This is a genomic window from Streptomyces sp. NPDC003038 (genome assembly GCF_040611115.1).
Taxonomy (GTDB): Bacteria; Actinomycetota; Actinomycetes; order Streptomycetales; family Streptomycetaceae; genus Streptomyces.
Window position 1 is genome coordinate 1 of record NZ_JBEXNN010000047.1, and the last position, 20,940, is coordinate 20,940.

Below are 20,940 nucleotides of genomic sequence, written 5' to 3' on the forward strand. Positions count from 1 at the left end.
CCCCAGTACGTCCAGTACAAGGACGCTCCTCCGCCTTGCGATGCACGGCACCGGTCAACGCGGGCTCGGCCGACAAGATCCGAAAGAGACGGCCTGGTCCTGCTGCACACCTCGCCCGTGCACGTCCCCGTCTTCGACGCGCTCCGGGACCGCGACCACCCGGGCGCCGAGCTGCGGCACCTCGTCGCGCCGCAGCTGCTGGAGCGGACTCGCGCGCAGGGGCCGGAGTCCGTGACTCCGGCCCTGGCGGCGCTGCTCACCGCGGCCGGCCCGGGGCCGGTGCTCGTCACGTGCTCGACGATCGGGGCGGTCGCGGAGTCACTGGCTCCGGCTCTGGGATACCCGGTCCTGCGGGTGGACCGGCCGATGGCGGCCATGGCGGTGCGCAGGGGCGCGCGGATCACCGTACTGGCCGCTCTGGAGTCGACCCTGGCTCCGACGGAGGCGCTGCTCGCCGAGGAAGCAGCCGGGCGGCCGGTGTCGGTGCGCGGGCAGCTCGTCGCCGGAGCCTGGGAACACTTCGAAGCAGCAGACACCGCCGGGTACCTCGCCCGTGTGGCCGAGGCCGCCGACGCCGTCACCGACGCGGACGTCATCGTCCTCGCACAGGCCTCCATGGCCGCCGCCGCAGAGCTCACCACGAGCCGCATCCCGGTGCTCTCCAGCCCCGCTCCCGGCCTGGCGGCGGGGCTGCGGCTGCTCCGTCCGCGCTCCGCAGAGGCGGCGGCGGGGACGGAGGCAGCGGCAGGGGCGTGACCTCCGGCTGACGTGGAGGGCGTGTACCGGCCCGGATCACGGGAAGGCGGCACATATGGTGCGAAACGTTGTACGAAAGTCGGAGCAGACGCAGCCCCCGGTCCCCGAGCCGCAGCCGCCCAGGCCGCAGCCGCCCGGCCCCGGGCCGTTTCCGGATCCCGAGCCCATCCCGCGGCCCGTGCCGCCCGTGCCCGGGCCGGTGCCCGAGCCGGATCCGGTGCCTCCGCCGCCCGGGCCCGCGCCGATTCCGCAGCCCGGGCCGCTGAGCTGAGCGGTTGACTCCACCTGCTGGGCGGACCGGAGCCGCCCGGCAGGTGAGCCGCGTGCCGGGCGTCAGTCCGTACGGACCTCGGAGCGGTCGCCGCTCCAGAGGGTGTGGAACGAGCCCTCGCGGTCGGTGCGCCGGTAGGTGTGCGCGCCGAAGAAGTCGCGCTGGCCCTGGGTGAGAGCGGCCGGGAGCCGCTCCGCCCGCAGCGCGTCGTAGTACGCCAGTGAGGCCGCGAAGGCGGGCACCGGGATGCCCTGGCGGACCGCCGCCACCAGTACCGCCCGCCAGCCGTCCTGAGCGGCCCCGATCTCCTCGGCGAAGCGCGCGTCGGCCAGCAGGCTCGGCAGGCCGGGCTGCGCGTCGTAGGCGGCGCGGATCCGGTCCAGGAACGCCGCCCGGATGATGCAGCCCCCGCGCCACAGCGAGGCCACCGCGCCCAGGTCCACGCCCCAGCCGTACTCCTCGCTGCCGGCCCGGATCTGGTGGAAGCCCTGCGTGTACGAGACGATCTTCGAGGCGTACAGCGCCTGCTCCACCTGGGCGGCGAAGGCGTCCGCCTCCTGCGGCGAGAGGGCCGAGGCCGACGGGCCGGCCAGCCCCCGGGCGGCCGCGCGCAGGCCGCCGTGGCCCGACACCGCGCGGGCGAAGACCGCCTCCGCGATCCCCGACACGGGCACACCGAGGTCCAGGGCGATCTGCACGGTCCAGCGGCCGGTGCCCTTCTGCTCGGCGGCGTCGGCGACGATGTCGACGTACGGCCGGCCGGTCGCGGCGTCCGTGTGCGCGAGCACCTCCGCCGTGATCTCGATCAGGTACGAGTCCAGGCGCCCCCGGTTCCAGGCCCGGAAGGTCTCCGCGATCTTCGCGGGGGAGTAGCCGGCGACCTCGCGCAGCAGGTGGTAGGCCTCGGCGATCAGCTGCATGTCGGCGTATTCGATGCCGTTGTGCACCATCTTGACGAAGTGTCCGGCGCCGTCGGGGCCCACGTGGGAGGTGCACGGCGTGCCGTCGGCGGCCTTCGCGGAGATCTTCTCCAGCAGCGGGCCGAGGGACTCGTACGACTCCTCGGAGCCGCCGGGCATGATGCTCGGGCCGAGCAGTGCTCCCTCCTCGCCACCGGAGATGCCGACGCCCACGAAGTGGATGCCCTGCTCGCGCAGCTCCTTCTCGCGGCGCCGGGTGTCCTCGAAGTGGGCGTTGCCGCCGTCGATGATGACGTCGCCCTCCTCCAGGAGCGGGGCGAACTCGCGGATCACCGCGTCGGTCGCCTCTCCCGCCTTTACCATGATGACGAGGCGGCGGGGGCGCTCCAGCGCATCGACGAACTCCTTCGCGGACGCGGCCGCCACGAAGGAGCCCTCGTGCCCGAACTCCTCCACCAGCGCCGTGGTCTTCGCGGCGGTGCGGTTGTGGACGGCCACGGTGAAGCCGTTGCGGGCGAAGTTCCGGGCGAGGTTGCTGCCCATCACCGCGAGCCCGGTGACGCCGATCTGGGCTGTGCTGGTGCTCATGCGTGCGCTCCTGCGTGCTTCGGTGTGCGGGACTGCCGACGCTACCCCGACGCGCTCGTCCCCCGGTCGTCCGCCGATCGAGAGAATGTCAATTTCTGGACGGACGTGCTGTGTTGCGCCCTGCTGCGCCCCTTGTCATGCCCTGGGCGTGACGTTAAGTTGTGCGGTTCCTGATGTCTTCAATGGGGGCTCCCATGGGTGTACGGGGCCGGCACCGCCGGTATCAGCCGAGCAGCATCAACCGCGCCTCGCTCGCCGTCACCGCGGGTGGCGCGGGGATCGCGCTCCCTCTCCTCGGCGCCGGAGGCGCCCAGGCCGCGTCCGTGGACACCTGGAACAAGGTCGCCGCCTGCGAGTCCACCAGCAACTGGCACATCAACACCGGCAACGGCTATTACGGCGGCCTCCAGTTCAGCCAGAGCACCTGGCGTGCCTTCGGCGGAACCGCCTACGCCCCCCGCGCGGACCTGGCGACCAGGGACCAGCAGATCGCGGTCGCCGAGAAGGTGCTGAAGGGGCAGGGGCCGCAGGCCTGGCCGAGCTGCGGGAAGCGGGCCGGGCTCAGCCGCGGCGGCCCGGCGCCCGCCGCCGCACCCGCCGTCGCCGCCCACCAGAAGCAGGCGGGCGCGGTCCAGGCGCAGACGCGGCAGACCGGCACGGCCGGGGCGCAAGGCACCACACCGCGCCCGACCGGGATCCCCGTCCTGCCCAATCCGTACGTCGTCGCGCCCGGCGATTCCCTCTCGGCGATCGCCACGGAGCAGCGCGTCGAGGGCGGCTGGCAGGCGCTGTACGAGACCAACCGCGCCACCGTGGGCGGCAATCCGAACCTGATCTTCCCCGGGCAGCGGCTCGCTCTGCGCATCACCGCCGCCCCGCCCGCGCAGAATCCGCCGCCGGCCGCCCCCGGGGCACCTGCCGACGGCACCTCGGGGACCGTGAAGCCCGTGGAGCCGGCGGCGGAGAAGCCCGCGGACAAGCCGGCCGAGAAGCCTGCCGGCAAGCAGGTTGAGAAACCGGCGCAGAAACCGGCTCAGGAACCGGCTCAGAAACCGGCCGAGAAGCCCGTCCCCCAGCCCCCCTCAGCGAAGGAGGAGCCGGTCGCGGGCGGATTCTCCGCGCCCGTCGACGCCGCCCTCGGCACCGCCTACCGCGTCGCGGGTTCCTCCTGGTCCAGCGGCTACCACACCGGCATCGACTTCCCCGTGGCGACCGGTACCTCCGTCAAGTCCGTCGGCCCCGGCCAGGTCGTCTCCGCCGGCTGGGCCGGTGCGTACGGCTACCAGGTCGTCATCCGGCACACCGACGGCCGCCACTCCCAGTACGCCCACCTGTCGGCGGTCGGCGTCAAGGCCGGGCAGCAGGTCCTGGGCGGCCAGCGCATAGGCCGTTCCGGCTCGACCGGCAACAGCTCCGGTCCGCATCTGCACTTCGAGATGCGCACCGGACCCGGCTACGGCTCCGACATCGACCCCTTGAAGTACCTCCGGAGCCACGGAGTGCGCATCTGACCCCCGTACGTGCGGCGGCACGGCCGTGAGCAGGATCAGGCCGGCCGCCGCCAGCGCGGCGCTCGCCACGGCCGCCGTCGTGCCCGCCGCCCCGTACCGGAAGCCCTCGTCGAAGAGCGTGATGCCCACTGCTGCCGCGACCACCGGATTGACGACGGTCAGGGTGGCCAGCGGCGCGGTCAGGCCGGCCCCCCGGTAGGCGGCCTGCGACAGCAGCAGTCCGCCGCTCGCCAGCACGCAGACCGCCGCCAGATCCGTCCCCAGGGCGCCGAGCGCGCCCGGAACGAAGCCCTCGGCCACCGATTTGGTGAACACCGAGGCCATGCCGAAGGCCGTACCGGCCGCCACGGCCAGCAGCACGCTGCGCAGCACCGCCCGGCGCATCCGGTGCGCCGCCAGGAACAGCACGGCCACCGCCGCCCCGGCCGCCGCCAGCAGCAGGCTCCGCTCGCCGCCCGCCAAAGAGGGTTCGGTCCTCCCGTCCCCGCCCGTCAGGGCCAGCAGTCCGGCCAGGCCCACCGTGGCCAGCACGGCGCCGCGCCAGGCCGCCGCGCCCGCCCGGCGCCGTACGAAGACGGCCGCCATCGGCAGGGCGAAGACGATGGTGAGCGCGCCGAGCGGCTGGACCAGGCTCAGCGGTCCGTAGGCCAGCGCGACCACGTGCAGCAGCGCGCCGATGCCGTTCAGCGCCACCGCGACCCACCAGCCGCCCCGGCGCAACGGCGCGTACGGGCGGTCCGGCGTGGTCGCCGCGACCCGCTCCTGGAGGATCGCGCCACCCGCGTACGCCAGGGCGGACACGAGACAGAGCAGGACCGACAGCGCTAGGGCACTCATGAGTTCCACAATGCCCCACCCACCTGCGCTATTCCTCCGTCCACAGGGGGTCACCGGTCCTACTCCGGGCGTAGTACGGGAGTACGTGCCGGGCTCTTCAGCCGGTGGGGGTACGCGCCCGCGCGCGCCGGGAACCTCAGCACACCGTGACGGCTGCCTCGCGATGCGTGAGGCGCGCAGGACGGGTTTGGTTCCGAGCGCGTGGGATCCGTACAGTTTCCCTTTTGGGGACTTCCGCAGCAGGCGGATGCGGACGAGCGATCAAGGAACGGCAGCGGCCATGACGGTGACCGAAGACAACCTCTCATACGGGCCGGGCATCGACCCCGAGCGGCTGGCTCTCTGCCTCAGCGTGCTCGACGAGCTCGACAAGCTCGACGTCGACCACCCCGACGCCGTCACCGTACGCCGTGCCACGGCCGGTCTCTACCGCACGGTCAAGCAGCGCCGCCGCCAGGAGCGCCGCGCGGCCAAGACCGCCAACGACAAGGCCGTCACCGAGGCGACCGCCACCGGTTCCGCCGAGCGCATCGACGACGAGACCCAGGGCAACGCCCTGACCGCCGCCGTCAAGGGACCGATCGCCGGAATACTCCAGCGCCCGCGTTCCTGCTACATCTGCAAGACGCGCTACGTCGAGGTCGACGCCTTCTACCACCAGCTCTGCCAGGACTGCGCCGCCTTCAACCACGCGCGCCGCGACGCCCGTACGGACCTGACCGGCCGCCGCGCCCTGCTCACCGGCGGCCGCGCCAAGATCGGCATGTACATCGCGCTGCGGCTGCTGCGCGACGGCGCGCACACCACCATCACCACGCGCTTCCCGAACGACGCGATCCGCCGTTTCAAGGCCATGCCCGACAGCTCCGAGTGGCTGCACCGGCTGAAGATCGTCGGCATCGACCTGCGCGACCCGGCCCAGGTCGTCGCGCTGGCCGACTCCGTCGCCGCCGAGGGCCCGCTCGACATCCTGATCAACAACGCCGCGCAGACCGTACGCCGTTCCCCGGCGGCCTACAGCGAGCTCGTCGCCGCCGAGAAGGCTCCGCTCCCGGCCGGGGAGCTGCCCGCCGCCGAGGTCATCGGCACCTTCGGCAGCGGCACCGTCGACCGCGTCGCGGCCCTGCCCACCGGCAAGGGGGAGAAGCTCAGCGCCCAGGACATCACCGAGCTGGCGCTGGTCTCCGGTTCCGCCTCGCTGGAGCGGATCGCGGCCGGTACCGCCATCGACGCGGGCGGCCTGGTCCCGGACCTGCACGACACCAACAGCTGGATCCAGACGGTGTCCGAGGTGGACCCGATCGAGCTCCTCGAAGTGCAGCTGTGCAACTCCACCGCGCCGTTCATCCTGATCAGCAAGTTGCGCCCGGCGATGGCCGCGGCCGCCGCCGACCGCCGGTACGTGGTCAACGTCTCCGCGATGGAAGGCGTCTTCAGCCGCGGGTACAAGGGCGCCGGCCACCCCCACACCAACATGGCGAAGGCCGCGCTGAACATGCTGACGCGCACCAGCGCGCAGGAGATGTTCCAGAAGGACCAGATCCTGATGACCGCCGTCGACACCGGCTGGATCACCGACGAGCGCCCCCACCCGGACAAGATCCGCCTGGCCGAGGAGGGCTTCCATGCCCCGCTCGACCTGGTGGACGGCGCGGCGCGGGTCTACGACCCCATCGTCCGCGGCGAGGCGGGCGAGGACCTCTTCGGCGTCTTCCTGAAGGACTACGCTCCCGCCAACTGGTAAGCCGGGCCTTCCGGCCCCGGAGAGCATCCAGCCGCCCCCTTCGGCCACGCCGAAGGGGGCGGCCGCGTTCGTACACCCCGCCGCACCGCGACGCCTCCCGGTCGGGTCGGCGACGCCCGCGCCGTCACCCGGACGGAGCAGGTGGCCCAGGTCGTGCATCAGGCCCCCGACCTGCAGTTATCTGGCGAAACGGCCGGGCGTGTCGCACGCCCGCGCGGCGAGTGGGGAGCGGCTCCCTCAGCTCCTGGATACGTTTGATTTCCGGTACCCCGGAACTCGGCACCGTCGCCTCCTCCGCCGTCCGTACAACTGGTGTCGAGCTGACCGTCCGTCGCGGAAACAGGGCCTACGACTTCCTGAACTCGCGGCGAAAACCAACAGGCGGCGTGGATTTTGCCCAACCATCGAGCGGGGGTGCGCTCATATGTGTACTCTAAGGGGCATCAAGAAGGCCCCTATCCGGGCCACGCTCCACCATGGCGCCACCGCGTCCGGAAACCCTTTCATCCCTGCCCGGCGCGCGGTTCGCATGCCGGGTTACGCGACACGAAGGAGTGCGCGGTGACAGAAATGACGAAGCCCGAAAAGATCGTGCTGGAGCGTACGGGCTGGCGGGCCAGCTCCCGTACAGACGAGCTCGGAAACCTCGAGGTCTGGGCCAGGTCCGCCCCCATCCGGCTCGCCGGGTACGAGGACGACCTGGCGGAATCACACATCCTGCCCGGTATCGACTAGAGCCCCGGCTTCGACCAGAGCCGCGGCCTCGGCGTCGCCACGTGCCCCCAGCGCTCCCACGCGCCGGGGGCGCTGCCGTGCCAAGACCGGCTCTCAGAGCCGGAGTTCCCGCTCCGCTACGCCCTGAGCGTCATCGCTGTCGGCGATCATGACTTCCGCGGCGGTCGTCGCCCGGGCAGGCTGACCCGCATGAAGCTACTGATGCTGGGTGGTACCGAATTCGTCGGACGCGCGATCACCGAGGACGCCCTCGCCCGGGGCTGGGAGGTGACCGTCTTCCACCGCGGCCACCACGCGCCCCCGCCGGGCACCTCCGCCCTGCACGGGGACCGCACGGCCCCCGGCGGGCTGGACGCCCTCGCCGAGGGGGAGTGGGACCTCGTCGTCGACACCTGGGGCGGAGCCCCGACCGCCGTGCGCGACAGCGCCCGGCTGCTGCGCGACCGGGCCGGCCGGTACGTGTACATCTCCAGCCGCTCCGTCTACGCCTATCCCGCCCCGGCCGGGCTCGACGAGGACGGCCCGCTCGTGGAGTCCTCGCCCGACGCCGACTCCGTCGCCTACGCCGAGGACAAGCGGGGCGGTGAACTCGCCGCACTGGACGCCTTCGGCGACCGCGCCCTGCTGGTGCGCGCCGGGCTCATCCTCGGCCCGTACGAGAACGTGGGCCGGCTGCCCTGGTGGCTGAACCGCACCGCCCGCGGCGGCCCGGTGCTCGCCCCCGGCCCGCGTGAACTCCCGCTCCAGTACATCGACGTACGGGACCTCGCGCGCTGGACGCTGGACGCGGCCGACGCCGGACACGGCGGCGCGTACAACCTGGTCTCGCCGGTCGGGCACGCCACGATGGGCGGTTTTCTCGAAGCCTGCGTCGCGGCCACCGGCGGTGGCGCCGAGCTGCGCTGGACCGATCCGGCCCGGATCCAGGAGGCGGGCGTACAGCACTGGACCGAGCTGCCGGTCTGGATTCCGGAGGGCGAGCTGCACGACTTCATGTTCGGCGGCGACGTGTCCAAGGCGCTTGCCGCGGGCCTGAAATGCCGCCCGGTCGAGGAGACGGTGACCGACACCTGGGCCTGGCTCCAGGGGCTCGGCGGGGTGGCCCCGCAGCGTTCGGACCGGCCGAGCCCGGGCCTCGACCCGGAGCGGGAGGCGGCCCTACTCGGGCTCTGACAGCGGCGCGTGCGCGAGACGGGTCGGCGGCATGAACTCGCCCAGCAGGGTCCGGTGCCACCAGGCGCCCGTCTCGCGCAACTCCCGCCAGGTGGTGAAGCGGTAGCGGTACAGCCGGGCCCGGACGTAGACCGGCGGGGCGTCCGGGAAGGGGTTGTGGCGCAGCAGCCGCAGTGTGTCCCGGTCGCCGCGCAGCAGCCGCTCCACGAACGGCCCGAACCAGTCCCGCGCATAGGCCGGGGAGAGCGCCGCGAACCACATCAGCCAGTCCAGCCGCAGGTGGTACGGGGCGAACTGGCGCGGAACGCGCCTCACGTCGCCCGGCTTCCCCTTGAAGCCGTACTCCCGCCACTCGCCGTCCGTGCGCGGCACCCGGTCGGCGGTGCCCTCCACCACCACCTCGTCGCGGATCCGGCCGACCGTGCCGAACGCCCCGTAGGTGTTGACCAGGTGGAGCGCGTCGAAGGAGCGGTTCATCACCTGGCGGCGCGAGATCATGTTGAGCACCGGCTTCCGGCTCAGCACCAGCACCAGCGCGGTCACGCCGAAGACCAGGACCATGAACCACACCGGTGCCTGCCGGGAGGCGGCGGCCGGGGGCGCGCCCGCCAGACCGGTGAAGTCCACGGCCGGCAGGGCGAGCGTGATCGTCACCCAGTTCAGCCAGGCGAAGTTGCCCGACAGCACCAGCCACAGCTGCGTGGCGATGATGACGCCGGCGGCGTACGAGGCCACCGGCTGCGGGGTGAACAGGAGGACCGGGACCAGCAGCTGCGTCACATGGTTCGCCGCGCACTCCACCCGGTGCACAGGCTTCGGCAGATGGTGGAAGAACCAGCTGAGCGGCCCCGGCATCGGCTGCGTCTCGTGGTGGAAGTACAGGCAGGTCAGCTTGCGCCAGCAGGGGTCCCCCCGCATTTTGATCAGCCCCGCCCCGAACTCCACGCGCAAGAGCAGCCAGCGCAGCAGCCACAACACCAGCACCGGCGGCCCGATTCGCGCGTTGCCGAGGAACACGGCGAGGAAGCCCGCTTCGAGCAGCAGGGACTCCCAGCCGAAGGAGTACCAGGTCTGGCCCACGTTCACGATCGACAGGTAGAGCAGCCACAGCAGGGCCCACATCGCCATCGCCGCGCCGAGCGGCACCTCGTCGCCGGCCCCCGCGGCCAGTGCCGCCGCCAGCACCGCCCCGGTCCAGGCGCAGGCGGCGAAGAACCGGTCGGAGTAGTGCAGTTGGAAGAGGCTGGGGGCGCGCCGGAAGGGCAGGTACCGGACGTGGTCCGGGACGGGCAGCATGCCGTGGGCCCCGATCAGGGCCCGGAACTGCAGGGCGGCCGCGAGGAAGGCGCAGAGGTAGACGCCGGCGAGGGCCCGCTGGAAGACCAGCCGGCCCAGCCAGTAGTCCGGTGCGGTGAACCAGTCCATCGCCTCCAGTATCAGCCCGCGGTCGCCAGCCCGCGCAGGGTGCGGCCGAGCCAGCGGGCGTAGGTCAGCTGGAGGAAGGGGACCACCGGGCCGGCGAGGCGTGTGTACCAGCAGCCCGGGCGGCTGAAGGCGGTCACGGTGAACCACACCGTGCCGTCGGCGTCCATGTCCACGATGAAGGACTCCTCCCCGCACTCGGGGTGGCCGTCCAGGGTTCCGTACGCGAAACCGATGCGGGCCGTCTCGTACGCCGTCCAGATCACCTGACACGGAGCGTTGATCCGCAGCGGGCCGAAGCCGATCCCGACCTCGACCCGGTCGCCGGGCCGGACGGCGGCGGCCTCGGTCCGTACCCGCATCCCCGAGGTCCGGTGGGCGTGGAAGGTGGTGACCGCTACTCCGGCGGTCTCGAAGGCGGCCCGCCCGTGCCCGATCCTGGTGCGGTGGCGCAGGTGGTTGTATCCGGCGGGCAGCGGCCGCCGGGCCGTCGCACCCCGGTCGGGGTAGCTGACGGTGTCGGTGGGGCCGGTGGGGCCGGTGCGGCCGGTGCGGGCGTCGCGGCCGGCGCCGATCAGGCGGGTCATGGGGTGGTCTCCTGTCGGTCTGCTGTCAGTCGGCGCCAGGCCAGCACCGAGCACAGGGCGAAGCCGAGTGCGTTGCCGAGGCCGTGCGTGGCGGCCATCCAGGTCAAGGTGGGGTGCGTGATTCCGGTGGCCTCTCCCACCGCCCACCACAGGGCGAGCAGCATGGTGGCCACCAGCACCACCGCCGAGGTCGCGAGCAGCCCCCGGGTGGTACGGTCGCGGCCGGCGGGGCGGATCTCCCGCCAGGTCAGCAGCGCCACCGCCCACATCCCGCCGGTCAGCACCACCGCGCCCACCAGCTCGGCCCAGTCGTCGACGAAGTAGCCGAGGAGCACCAGCAGGGTTCCCGCCGGGACGCTGTACGCGGCCCAGCGCGCGCAGGGGCCCGGAGCGGCGGCCCGGCATACGAGCCCGGCGACCAGAGCGGCCGTGAAACCGGCGAAGTGGAAGTGGGGCACGGTCAGCGCCAGGATGTCGAGGTCGAAGCCGAAGAGCCGGTACCCGGCGCGCTCGGCGACCAGGGCGGTTGCGGCGATGGCGGGCGAGACCAGCGCGGTGAGGACGGCGACCTCGGGCGGAGCGAGCCGGGGGGTCCCCCCGGCCCCGGGCGAAGTCTGGCGGAGGGTCCGCAGCAGCCGTGCGGGGGCCCGCGCCGCGAGGGACACGGTGGCCACCGCGTAGAGTGCCGCGAGTGCCGTGGCCGCGGCGCCGCGCGGCAGCCAGAGGCACAGTGCGCCGGGAGCGGCCAGCAGCGGCCAGACCCGGGCGGTCCCGCGCAGCCCGGCCGGGTCGATCAGGCGCAGGCCCGCGGGCAGGACGTAGAGCATGCCCAGGGTGACGATCATGTTCACCAGTACCGTCACCGTGGACTCCCCCGACCTGTCGCTCGGCGCCCCGTGGAGTCGGCGCGCCTGACCTGGAACCGTTCGAATGTTTTGAACGCGTTCAGCTCACGGTCGTGAGCCTACGGGGTCGCTTGAACATGTTCAAGACGCTCTCCGGTTGCGGGGGTCGCGCGGATGCGGCAGACAAGAGGGAGCAACCGGGGCGAAAAGGGAGATCCACGTGCACGCACCGACACCTCCGACACCTCGTCAGGCGCCGCGTCGTCACGCACCCGCCGGCGCCGCCCTCTTCGCCGTCCTGGGTCTGTTCGCCGCGGGATGCGGGGGCTCCGGGGACGCGCGGAACGAGGCCGGTTCCGAGAGCCGGGATGTCCACCTCCAGCCCGTGGGCGCCGCGGGCACCGACCCCTTCACCGCCTCCTCCGCCACCGCCGAGTCGGCTCCCGTGCAGCCCCCGCTGCCCAATCCGACCGGACGGGGCATCCGTACCGTCAACGCGGCCACCCCCGGCCTGTACGGCGGCACCCATCGGCTCGGCAGCTGCGACGTGGAACAGCAGGTCCGCTCCCTGACCACCGACGAGGCCAAGGCCCGCGCCTTCGCCCAGGCCTCCGACATCGAACAGGCGAAGATCCCCGACTTCCTGCGCGGCCTCACCCCCGTCGTGCTCCGCGCCGACACCCGGGTCACCAGCCACGGCTTCCGCGAAGGCCGAGCCGACGGCTTCCAGTCCGTACTCCAGGCGGGCACCGCCGTCCTCGTCGACGGCCACGGCATGCCCCGCGTCCGCTGCGCCTGCGGAAACCCGCTGCTGTCCCCGCGCGCCCCCAAGGGGGCACCGGTGCAGAAGGGCGACCCGTGGAACGGCTACCAGCCGAACCAGGTCATCGTCATCGAACCGACCCCCCACGTGATCGACAACCTGGTGATCGTCAACATCGCCGACAACACGTGGATCGAGCGCAGGACCGGCGACGACGGCGCCCAGGACCGCATCCCGCAGATGCTGCCCCCGTACGATCCGGCCGACGGCATCCCGACCGGTCCGCCCACCCCCACCGGGCCCTCGTCGGCCGACCCGTGCCCGACCACCGACAGCAACCGCCTGTCCCACACCCCGCCGCCGAACGGCCCCGACGGCACCGCGAGAATCCCGGCCCCCGGCGCGACGGACTGCCCGCCGAACCCGAACCCGCCGTCGCATCCGGTGGCTCCGCAGCAGCCGCCCTCCGACACCCCCTCGGACGTTCCCGGCGACGTGCCCTCCGACATCCCGTCCGACGTGCCGCCGCAGCTCCCGGGCGACCCCAGCGAGCCGGTGGACCCGAACGCCCCGGGCGACCCGAACGCCCCGGGCGACCCGAACGCCCCGGGCGACCCGCTGGAGCCCGACGGTTCGATGCCGCAGCCGAGCGATCCGTACGCCCCGTTCGACCCCAACGACCCGTACAGCGTCCCGGACGAGCAGCAGCCGGCGCCCTCCGACCCGGGTTACTCGTTGGAGAGCGCCTGACCGGCCGGTGTGTCATGGTGGATCGGTGCCGACCACCGTATCGCTGCCCGACGACTGGCCCGCACACCCGGACCGGTCGCTCTCGCTGAACCGCATGGGCAGTTTCGACTGGGATCTGGTCACCGGGCTCATGCACATGGACGAAGCGGCCCTCGACGTCTTCGACACCACCCCGGAGGCCTACGACGGGCGGCCGCAGTCCCTCTCGCCCCGCGTCCCGCCCGCCGAGGCGAGCAGGCTCGACGCACTCGTCTCCAGCGCCCTCAAGAGCAGCGTGGACAGCTACGGGGCCTACTTTCGCATCCGCTGCCACGACGGGCGGCTGCGCTGGACCCACACCCAGGGCCGCGTCATGCGCGCCCCGGACGGACGCCCGTACCGGATCATCGGCATCGTGCGGGACGCGACCGAGGAGCTCAGTCATTCGGCGGAGCGCCTGGGCCTCGACGAGGAACGGCGCCGCCAGACGACGGTGGTCGAGAGCACCACCGCCGCCCTCGCGCACGCCCGGACCGTCAAGGACGTCATCGACGCGCTCGGCGACGCCCACGGCCTGGAGCGGCTGGGCTCGATGGGCATGGTGATGGGCCTGGTCGAGGCCGGCCGGATCCACCTCGTCGCCGAGGGGCCGGAGGGCAGTTTCGTCCCCGGCACCCGCTACACCCGTATCGACGAGCAGTACCCGATGAGCGAGGTGGTCCGCTCGCTCCAGCCTCGCTTCCTCCACTCGGCGCAGGAGTTCGCCGCCGAGTATCCGGCGCTCTGGTCGAAGATCTCGTACATGCGGATCTCGGCGGCCGCCTATCTGCCGCTGATCGCGCAGGCCCGCCCCATCGGCGCGATCGGTCTGCTCTACCAGGACAAGGACGGCTTCACCCAGGACGAGCGGAACCTGCTGGTCGCACTGGGCAGCAGCATCGCGCAGAGCCTCCAGCGGGCGATGCTGCTGGAGCAGGAGCACGACCTGGCGGAGGGTTTGCAGCAGGCGATGCTGCCGAGGCGGATCCCCTCCGTGCCGGGAGCGGAGATCGCCGTGCGGTACCGCTCCGCCCGCATGGGCCAGGAGATCGGTGGCGACTGGTACGACGTCATCCCGCTGCCGGGAGGCCACGTCGGCGCGGTCATCGGCGACGTCCAAGGCCACGACACGCACGCCGCGGCGGTGATGGGACAGCTGCGGATCGTGCTGCGCGCCTACGCCGCCGAGGGCCACTCGCCGGCCACCGTCATGGCCCGGGCCTCCGTCTTCCTGCACGAGCTCGACACCGACCGCTTCGCGACGTGCACGTACGTGGACGCCGACCTCTCGACGGGCGTGCTCCAACTCGTACGGGCGGGGCACATCGACCCGTTGCTGCGCACGCGGGACGGGGACTGCCGCAGGGTCCCGGTGGCGGGCGGGATGCCGCTCGGCCTGTCGGCGGAGTTCGGCCGCCTCGAATATCCCGTGACCACGGTGGAACTCGACCCGGGAGAAACGCTCCTGCTGTGCACGGACGGCCTGGTGGAACAGCCGGGCGCCGACCTCGACGACGGGATCCAACTGCTGACCTCGCTGATCCGCAGCGGGCCGGCGGACCTGCAACAGCTGGCGGACCGGCTGTGCGAGGTCGTCGACGAACGGGGCGGGGACGACGACATGGCGCTGCTCCTGCTGCGCCGCCAGGTGGAGTACGCACCGCAGGGTGGCGGGCGCCTGCAGCAGCACGTGGCGCCGGGCGACCCGGAGGCGCTGGTGGCGGCCCGCCACATGATCGGGGCGGCGGTCCGCGCGTGGGGAGCACGGGAACGGGCCGACGAGATCGAACTGGTCGCCGACGAGCTGATCGTGAACGCCCTCATGCACACCGACGGCCCGGCGATCGTGACCCTGCGCGTCCTGACCGGCCACGAACGGCGCCTGCGAGTGGAGGTCGAGGACCGCTCCAGCGCGCTGCCGAGGCGGCGCGAGGCGGGTGAATCGGGGGTCTCGGGGCGGGGGCTGATGCTGGTTGACCGCCTGGCGGACGTATGGGGGGTGGAGTCGCGGGGCAGCGGCAAGTCTGTGTGGTGCGAGTTCGTGATGGCGTAGGGAGCACCCGGCACGGGCCCGCCGCCCCCGGCCGGCCGACGGTCCGGGCCGCGACGGGCGGGGCGGGGCGGGGCGGGGCCCGGAGGGGTGAGCGGGGCAGGGCCCCGAGGGGTGAGCAGGGCCGGGTCGAGGAGGGGCGGGCGCGGGAGCGCGGGACCGGCTGCTCGTGGTGGTCGGGCGGGCGCCGGACGGTACGCCCCGGGAGGGCCTTCGCGGGCTTCGGGCGAAAGTACGTTGCGGGGCGGGACCGTGGTCGCAGAGGATCGGCGCGATGACTATCGCCATTGATGATGTCCGCCGGCTGCTGGAGGCAGGGGACCTGCCCGGAGCCGTACGTTCACTGCGTCCTCGCGCCGAAGCCCTCTCCCTCCCCGAACTCGCCGCAGCCACAAAGGCCTTGGCCGACGCCGCCGGGTTCGAGGACCTCGCCGCCGCCGCCGACGCGGCCGGCAGCCGGCCGGACGATCCTCAGGTCCTCTACGACCTCGGCTACGGCTGTGTCGAACGCGGCATCGCCTTCCTCGCCGTCGGGCCGCTGCGTGAGGCACTGCGGCTGCTGCCCGAGTCGCGGCCGCTCCTCGCCGAGCTGGTCTCCGCCCTGGAGGACGAGCACCGGCACGCCGAGGCCGCCGCGCTGCTCGCCGCCCGCGGCGAACGGCTGGCCGCCTGGCCCGAGACGTACCTCCTGGTCCACCACACCCTCCTGGCCGGGGACCTGCCCGGCGCCCGGACCGTCGCGGCCCGGCTGCCCGACCCGCAGGACGACACCTGGCGAGGGGCCCACGCCCGCCAGCGCCGCATGCTGGCCCGCGCCGAGCTCGCGGCCACCGCCGGGCCGCTGGACCGCGCCGACCTGCGCGGCTGGCAGTTCGCCCTCACCGGGACGCTCCTGGGCACGCTCTCCCCGTACGGCTTCGGTGCCGGCATGACGGGCCGGTACGGATTCCTCGGCGACACCCACGCCCAGTGCCGCCGCGGCCTCGCCCGCCTCGCGCTCGCCCTGGAGGCCACCGGCCGCCGCCGGGCCACCACCACCGTCTCGCTGCTGCCCGGCCGCTCCGACCGGATCCTGGGGCTCGCGGCCGCGGCCGTGCTGGGGCTCCCCGCCGTACCGTACGCGCCCACCCGTACGGACACCGCCGTCATCGCCTACGACCTCGGGGACTGTGATCCGCAGCTCGCGCAGAGCCTGCGCACCCGCGCCGAGGGCCAGGTCCTGCACGAGCACGCCACGCGCTGGACCAGCCCGCCGCCGGTGAGCCCCGACTCCAGCGCCCTGCTCGCCCAGTACGTCCAGAGCCCCTGGCGGGAGGACGACCGCCCCGAGGAGGAGATCGCCCGTGACGTCGCCCGCGCGGACGCCGCCCCGGACCCGGGCGACGGAGAGGGCCCGCCCGACCCGGACGACGCCTTCCGGGCCTACGCGGCTGCGGTGGCCCCCGGCTGGCTCACCGGCACCCGCGACCACCTCGGATCACCCGGCCCGGTGCCCAGCTCGCGTTTCGCCTGAGGCGGCGGCAGGCTGGGACCATGCCCGAACTGCCGGAGGTCGAGGCCCTGCGGGAGTACCTCGACGAGCACCTCACCGGGCGGGTGGTCGAGCGCGCCCTCCCCGTCGCCGTGAGCGTGCTCAAGACGTACGACCCGCCGCTGACCGCCCTCGAAGGGCAGCAGGCCGGCGCCACCGCGCGCTACGGCAAGTTCCTGGCCCTGCGGATCGGCGAGCTCCACCTCGTCACCCACCTGGCCCGGGCGGGCTGGCTGCGCTGGCAGGACACCCTGCCGACGCAGCCGCCGCGTCCCGGCAAAGGACCGCTGGCCCTGCGCGTCGTCCTGGAGGGCGGCGGCGGTTTCGACCTCACCGAGGCGGGGACCCAGAAGCGCCTCGCCGTGTACGTCGTCCGCGACCCCCGGGAGGTGCCGGGCATCGCCCGCCTCGGACCCGATCCGCTCGCCGCGGATTTCGACCGGGACGCCTTCGCGGCGCTGCTGGCGGGGGAGCGGCGACAGATCAAAGGCGTGCTGCGCGACCAGAGCGTCGTCGCGGGCATCGGCAACGCCTACAGCGACGAGATCCTGCACCGGGCCAAGGTCTCGCCCTTCAAGCTGGCCGCGTCCTTCGACGAGGACCAGACCACCCGGCTCTACGCGGCCGTCCAGGACACCCTGCGCGAGGCCGTGGAACGGGAACACGGCGTGGCCGCCGGGAAGCTGAAGGCCGAGAAGAAGAGCGGGCTGCGGGTGCACGGCCGGGCCGGGGAGCCCTGCCCGGTGTGCGGGGACACCGTCCGCTCGGTGTCCTTCGCCGACTCCTCGCTCCAGTACTGCGCCACCTGCCAGACCGGCGGGAAGCCGCTCGCCGACCGGCGGCTCTCGCGCCTCCTCAAATAACCCTCCTTAAATGGCCTGGCTGGAACAGCCTGGCTCGAACGGCCCGGCTGGAATGGCCCGGCGCCGCGTAGAATCCCGCACCATGGCCGAGGAGCAGCCGCCGCCACCCCGGCGGGAGACCGTCACCGGTGTGCCCCGGGGCGCCCGCCGCCGGCCGCCCGCGCACACCCCGGCCCGTTCGGAGATCTCCGAACAGACCACCCTCGGCGCCACCTATGTCCGGGCCCTGATGCGCAGCCAGTTGCGGGCCGGCCTCGGGGCGCTGGCCGCGCTCGCGCTGCTGGTCGGGACGCTGCCGCTGGTGTTCCTGCTGCCGCGCGCCGGGTCGGGGCCGCTGGCCTGGGTGGCGCTCGGCCTGCTGGTGTATCCGGTGATGTGGCTCATCGCCCGGTGGTACGTGACCCGGGCCGAGCGCAACGAGGCCGACTTCACGGGCCTGGTGACCGATCCCGCCGAGGCGCCCGGCACCCGCCGCCCGCAGTAGTCCGAACGGCGCCTCAGAACAGGTGCATGGCCAAGTGGCCGAGCGGTAGTCCCAGTTGCCAGGCCGGGGTCCACACCCGCGCGTTCTCGTCCAGCCCCGGGGGCGTGTCGGCGTGGCCGTGCCGCCCCGGGTCGAGGTTGGTGGCGAACAGCTCGGTGTGGTCCAGCCAGCGCCAGGCCGCCCGGGCCAGTTCCAGGTCCGGCTCCTCGGCGCGGCCGCGCTCCCTCGCCTCCTCACCCAGCGCGAGGAACCGGGTGTGCACCCAGTCGCGCCAGGGGTGCCCGTACGCCGTCAGCGACAGCCACTCGTCGAGCTGCGAGACCACCCGGATCCCGGAGAGCTCACCGGCGGCGTCCGAGAGATAGATGGTCAGGGCGAGGGTGTCCCGCCCGGCCCGGAACTCCAGGGTGCTGACCGGAATCAGCCGGCCCGTGCGCAGCAGTTCGTCTGCGATGTACTCGGCGTAGAGCCATGCCATGGGCACCGCGAGCCCGCCGTCACTGGTGCCGTTCATACCCTCGGGCTGCACCGTTCCACCTTCTCCCGCGCGTTGAGCGTCCCGCCGTCAGCCCTGAGCCTGTCCCGAGTGGTGCGCGCAACGGGGGATGTTTACTCAACTTGAACGGTCTGATGCCGAATTCGATGCGTTTCTTGTCCGATCCGCGTGCATTCGGGGCTTCCTTGGGGCGGTCTCCGGGCCGCGCGCAAGGAGACGGTCAAGCGCCGAGCCCGTACCCGTACCCCTGGAGGCCCTTCCTCAGGGCGCGAAGGGCGTAGTAGGTACGGGACTTGACGGTTCCGGCCGGGATGCCGAGCTCCGCCGCGGCCTCGGCGACCGAGCGGTCCCGGAAGTAGACCTGCATCAGGACCTCCCTGTGCTCCGGCCCCAGGGAACCCACGGCCCGCCGGACGTCGATCGCCGTGACCGAGCCGGCCACCGCGTCCTCCGGTGCGGGCGCCTGCTCCAGCCCCTCCGGGTCCACCTCCAGCGGCCGTGACATCCGGGCCCGCCGGGCGTCGATCGCGAGCCGCCGGGCCACCGTGAACAGCCAGGGCCGCATGGAGTCGTGCCCGCTGTCCAGCACCTCCGGATGCTGCCAGACGCGTACCAGCGTCTCCTGTACGAGGTCCTCCGCACGCTGGGCGTCCCCGGCCGTGAGGCCGAACAGGAAACCGAACAGCGCCCGGCCGTGGTCGCGCTGGAGTTCGGCCAGCGCCTCGGGGTCCGTGCGCTGGAGGGTGGGTGAGAGCGGCACGAGGGGGCTCCTTCCGAGGTGCGTGGGGGTCCGTTGGGGAGGCGGCTCGTTCACCCTGACCTGCGCGGAGCCGCCCGGGAACCGTCCAGCCGCGGTATTGCGCCCAAGCCCCCGGGTCATCCGGTGGGCGGCCGCGCCGGGCGGTGAACGGTCGAACGGCGCGGCGAACGGCACCGGCGCGGGCGCGCTGCCGACCGGGGCGGGCGTCGCGGTCGGGTCGGTCGTCCTGGGGCGGCCGTCATAGGCGTTATAGGCGCCATAGGAGTGAGCCGGTGTGCGGCGGGCGGAGCCGTTCCTTGACTTGTGGCGCCTCATTCTGTGGATTGCAGGTGATCGGAGAAGTCGGATAGTCCTACTAATGAGAGCTGCGACAGATGACCAAGCGCACCCGGCAGGCCGTCGCCGTCCTCTCGGCCCTCCTGCTGTCGGCGGCCGCGGGCTGCTCCGCCACCGGGGAATCCGCACCGGCCCGCCTCGCCGGCTCCGGCGGACCGGCTCCCTCCAGCGCCCCGGGACCCTCCGCCGCCAAGGGCTTCACCCTCGTGGCCAGCGGGGACGTACTGCCGCACACCTCGATCATCCGGCAGGGCGCGGCCGATGCTGGCGGGGACGGCTACGACTTCCGGCCCATGTTCTCCGGCGTCAAGCCGGTGGTCTCCGCGGCCGACCTGGCCCTGTGCCACATGGAGACCATCTACGGGGAGGAGGGCGGTCCGTACACGGGCTACCCGGCCTTCACGTCCCCGCCACAGATCGCCGACGCGCTCAAGGACACCGGATACGACGGCTGCTCGACGGCCTCCAACCACACCCTGGACGACGGGAGCGAGGGGCTGCGCCGCACCCTCGACCGATTCGACAAGGTCGGTCTGAAGCACGCGGGTTCGGCCCGTACGGCGGCCGAGGCAGCGACGGCGACGACGTACACCGCCGGCTCCGCCAAGGTGGCGCACCTCGCGTACACGTACGGCACCAACGGCTACCCCATGCCCGACGGCCAGCCGTGGGCGGTGGCCCTGATGGAGCAGGACAAGATCATCGCGGATGCGCGGGCGGCCCGTAAGGCGGGCGCGGACGTGGTCCTGGTCAGCGTGCACTGGGGCACGGAATGGCAGACGGAACCGGATGAGACGCAGCTCTCGCTCGGCAAGGCGCTCACCGCCTCGCAGAGCGGCGGACGCCCCGACATCGACCTGATCCTCGGAACCCACGCGCACGTGCCGCAGCCCTACGAGAAGGTCAACGGCACCTGGATCGTCTACGGCATGGGTGACCAGGTCGCGGGCCAGATGTTCAACCACTCCGGCGCGGAGGACGCGCGCGGCGGCTACGGCTCCATCGGCCGCTTCACCTTCGCCCCGCCGGCCGCGGAGGGACGGCGCTGGCAGGTCACCAAGGCCGAGTTCATCCCGCAGTGGATGGACCGGGACGCGGGCAGGGTGGTCAACCTGTCCCAAGGCCTCGCACAGCACCCCGACCGGGACGACTACCGCACCGCCCGGGACGCCGTCAGCGAGGCCGTCCTCAGCCGCGCCGCCGCCAAGGACGGCCTGACGATGGGGAAGTAGGCACGCCACCCGCCCGGGCCAGCGCGGCACGAGCGGAAGACCGTTGCGGCACGAGCGGAAGACCGCGTGGCACGCGGTCGAGCGCGTACGACCGCTGTGCGCCGGGCCGTCAGCGCCCGGAGGGGGGACCGTGCCGGCTCAGGCAGCCGCCCGCAGCGAGGACTCCGACCCGTCGACCCCGGCGAGGATCACCTTCGGGCCGTCGGTACCCCGCTCGAATCCCTTGTTCACCTGCTCGGTCACCCTCCCGAGGTTTGGGGGTGGGCGG

The 20,940-nt window shown here is 73.1% G+C and carries 17 protein-coding genes and 2 pseudogenes; 11 read left to right on the forward strand and 8 right to left on the reverse strand.

Going from position 1 to position 20,940, the window contains the following annotated elements:
• Positions 1-117 precede the first annotated feature (117 nt).
• Positions 118-756, forward strand: coding sequence for an aspartate/glutamate racemase family protein (locus ABZX75_RS31625; RefSeq protein ID WP_355416761.1), 639 nt, complete (start codon positions 118-120; stop codon positions 754-756).
• A gap of 333 nt (positions 757-1,089) precedes the next feature.
• On the opposite strand, the gene gndA is transcribed toward ABZX75_RS31625, so the two are convergent.
• Positions 1,090-2,535: an NADP-dependent phosphogluconate dehydrogenase gene (gene gndA, locus ABZX75_RS31630; RefSeq protein ID WP_355416764.1), complete on the reverse strand. Its 1,446-nt coding sequence runs from the start codon at positions 2,533-2,535 to the stop codon at positions 1,090-1,092.
• 194 nt (positions 2,536-2,729) lie between these two features.
• On the opposite strand from gndA, the gene ABZX75_RS31635 reads away from it, so the two are divergent.
• Positions 2,730-4,046: a transglycosylase family protein gene (locus ABZX75_RS31635; RefSeq protein ID WP_355416767.1), complete on the forward strand. Its 1,317-nt coding sequence runs from the start codon at positions 2,730-2,732 to the stop codon at positions 4,044-4,046.
• 24 nt (positions 4,047-4,070) lie between these two features.
• Here the strand turns inward: ABZX75_RS31635 and ABZX75_RS31640 are convergent.
• Positions 4,071-4,883, reverse strand: a pseudogene (locus ABZX75_RS31640) (DMT family transporter); the annotation flags it as partial.
• Between the two features lie 280 nt (positions 4,884-5,163).
• On the opposite strand from ABZX75_RS31640, the gene ABZX75_RS31645 reads away from it, so the two are divergent.
• From ABZX75_RS31645 to ABZX75_RS31655, 3 genes are all read left to right on the forward strand, one after another.
• A complete protein-coding gene (locus tag ABZX75_RS31645; protein ID WP_355416770.1) occupies positions 5,164-6,627 on the forward strand; it encodes an SDR family NAD(P)-dependent oxidoreductase in 1,464 nt (487 codons plus the stop codon).
• A 561-nt stretch (positions 6,628-7,188) separates the two neighbouring features.
• On the forward strand, positions 7,189-7,362 hold the full coding sequence (locus ABZX75_RS31650) for a hypothetical protein (RefSeq protein ID WP_355416821.1): 174 nt from the start codon (positions 7,189-7,191) through the stop codon (positions 7,360-7,362).
• Positions 7,363-7,551: 189 nt separating this feature from the next.
• Positions 7,552-8,535 (forward strand): NAD-dependent epimerase/dehydratase family protein, encoded by a 984-nt coding sequence (locus ABZX75_RS31655; RefSeq protein WP_355416773.1) that lies wholly within the window; start codon positions 7,552-7,554, stop codon positions 8,533-8,535.
• Here ABZX75_RS31655 and ABZX75_RS31660 read toward each other — a convergent pair.
• From ABZX75_RS31660 to ABZX75_RS31670, 3 genes are read right to left on the reverse strand one after another with little or no spacing between them, the layout of a single operon-like run.
• On the reverse strand, positions 8,521-9,960 hold the full coding sequence (locus ABZX75_RS31660; RefSeq protein WP_355416776.1) for a lipase maturation factor family protein: 1,440 nt from the start codon (positions 9,958-9,960) through the stop codon (positions 8,521-8,523). The genes ABZX75_RS31655 and ABZX75_RS31660 overlap by 15 nt on opposite strands.
• Before the next feature lie 11 nt (positions 9,961-9,971).
• Positions 9,972-10,544 carry a DUF1990 domain-containing protein gene (locus tag ABZX75_RS31665; protein ID WP_355416779.1) on the reverse strand — a complete coding sequence of 191 codons (573 nt, stop codon included), beginning with the start codon at positions 10,542-10,544 and terminating at the stop codon, positions 9,972-9,974.
• On the reverse strand, positions 10,541-11,407 hold the full coding sequence (locus ABZX75_RS31670; protein ID WP_355416782.1) for a YndJ family protein: 867 nt from the start codon (positions 11,405-11,407) through the stop codon (positions 10,541-10,543). Before ABZX75_RS31670 ends, ABZX75_RS31665 begins: the two co-directional genes overlap by 4 nt.
• A gap of 202 nt (positions 11,408-11,609) precedes the next feature.
• Between ABZX75_RS31670 and ABZX75_RS31675 the strand changes: the two genes are divergently transcribed.
• The 5 genes from ABZX75_RS31675 (at position 11,610) to ABZX75_RS31695 (ending at position 17,848) form a co-directional block, all read left to right on the forward strand.
• The gene (locus tag ABZX75_RS31675; RefSeq protein ID WP_355416785.1) at positions 11,610-12,902 is read left to right on the forward strand and encodes a DUF6777 domain-containing protein; all 1,293 of its coding nucleotides are present in this window, start codon (positions 11,610-11,612) and stop codon (positions 12,900-12,902) included.
• A gap of 7 nt (positions 12,903-12,909) precedes the next feature.
• Positions 12,910-14,973 carry a SpoIIE family protein phosphatase gene (locus ABZX75_RS31680; protein WP_355416788.1) on the forward strand — a complete coding sequence of 688 codons (2,064 nt, stop codon included), beginning with the start codon at positions 12,910-12,912 and terminating at the stop codon, positions 14,971-14,973.
• Between the two features lie 271 nt (positions 14,974-15,244).
• Positions 15,245-16,483, forward strand: coding sequence for a hypothetical protein (locus tag ABZX75_RS31685; RefSeq protein WP_355416791.1), 1,239 nt, complete (start codon positions 15,245-15,247; stop codon positions 16,481-16,483).
• Positions 16,484-16,503: 20 nt separating this feature from the next.
• The gene (locus ABZX75_RS31690; protein WP_355416794.1) at positions 16,504-17,364 is read left to right on the forward strand and encodes a DNA-formamidopyrimidine glycosylase family protein; all 861 of its coding nucleotides are present in this window, start codon (positions 16,504-16,506) and stop codon (positions 17,362-17,364) included.
• 82 nt (positions 17,365-17,446) lie between these two features.
• A complete protein-coding gene (locus ABZX75_RS31695) occupies positions 17,447-17,848 on the forward strand; it encodes a hypothetical protein (RefSeq protein ID WP_355416797.1) in 402 nt (133 codons plus the stop codon).
• Positions 17,849-17,861: 13 nt separating this feature from the next.
• On the opposite strand, the gene ABZX75_RS31700 is transcribed toward ABZX75_RS31695, so the two are convergent.
• Together ABZX75_RS31700 and ABZX75_RS31705 are read right to left on the reverse strand one after the other, a co-directional pair.
• Positions 17,862-18,362 (reverse strand): hypothetical protein, encoded by a 501-nt coding sequence (locus tag ABZX75_RS31700; RefSeq protein ID WP_355416818.1) that lies wholly within the window; start codon positions 18,360-18,362, stop codon positions 17,862-17,864.
• A gap of 202 nt (positions 18,363-18,564) precedes the next feature.
• Entirely contained in the window at positions 18,565-19,104 is a 540-nt protein-coding gene (locus ABZX75_RS31705) for a sigma-70 family RNA polymerase sigma factor (RefSeq protein ID WP_355416800.1), read from the reverse strand.
• A 374-nt stretch (positions 19,105-19,478) separates the two neighbouring features.
• Here ABZX75_RS31705 and ABZX75_RS31710 point away from each other — a divergent pair, with 374 nt between their 5' ends.
• Positions 19,479-20,672, forward strand: coding sequence for a CapA family protein (locus tag ABZX75_RS31710; RefSeq protein ID WP_355416803.1), 1,194 nt, complete (start codon positions 19,479-19,481; stop codon positions 20,670-20,672).
• Positions 20,673-20,813: 141 nt separating this feature from the next.
• Here the strand turns inward: ABZX75_RS31710 and ABZX75_RS31715 are convergent.
• A pseudogene (locus tag ABZX75_RS31715) lies at positions 20,814-20,915 on the reverse strand (universal stress protein); the annotation flags it as partial.
• Positions 20,916-20,940: the final 25 nt, after the last annotated feature.

What these genes read in the sequence shown, in the direction of transcription:
- gndA (WP_355416764.1), bottom strand. Translation starts at nt 2,535, where the DNA reads ATGAGCACCAGCACAGCCCAGATCGGCGTCACCGGGCTCGCGGTGATG.
- ABZX75_RS31635 (WP_355416767.1), top strand. Translation starts at nt 2,730, where the DNA reads ATGGGTGTACGGGGCCGGCACCGCCGGTATCAGCCGAGCAGCATCAAC.
- ABZX75_RS31645 (WP_355416770.1), top strand. Translation starts at nt 5,164, where the DNA reads ATGACGGTGACCGAAGACAACCTCTCATACGGGCCGGGCATCGACCCC.
- ABZX75_RS31655 (WP_355416773.1), top strand. Translation starts at nt 7,552, where the DNA reads ATGAAGCTACTGATGCTGGGTGGTACCGAATTCGTCGGACGCGCGATC.
- ABZX75_RS31660 (WP_355416776.1), bottom strand. Translation starts at nt 9,960, where the DNA reads ATGGACTGGTTCACCGCACCGGACTACTGGCTGGGCCGGCTGGTCTTC.
- ABZX75_RS31665 (WP_355416779.1), bottom strand. Translation starts at nt 10,544, where the DNA reads ATGACCCGCCTGATCGGCGCCGGCCGCGACGCCCGCACCGGCCGCACC.
- ABZX75_RS31685 (WP_355416791.1), top strand. Translation starts at nt 15,245, where the DNA reads ATGACTATCGCCATTGATGATGTCCGCCGGCTGCTGGAGGCAGGGGAC.
- ABZX75_RS31690 (WP_355416794.1), top strand. Translation starts at nt 16,504, where the DNA reads ATGCCCGAACTGCCGGAGGTCGAGGCCCTGCGGGAGTACCTCGACGAG.
- ABZX75_RS31695 (WP_355416797.1), top strand. Translation starts at nt 17,447, where the DNA reads ATGGCCGAGGAGCAGCCGCCGCCACCCCGGCGGGAGACCGTCACCGGT.
- ABZX75_RS31700 (WP_355416818.1), bottom strand. Translation starts at nt 18,362, where the DNA reads ATGAACGGCACCAGTGACGGCGGGCTCGCGGTGCCCATGGCATGGCTC.
- ABZX75_RS31710 (WP_355416803.1), top strand. Translation starts at nt 19,479, where the DNA reads ATGACCAAGCGCACCCGGCAGGCCGTCGCCGTCCTCTCGGCCCTCCTG.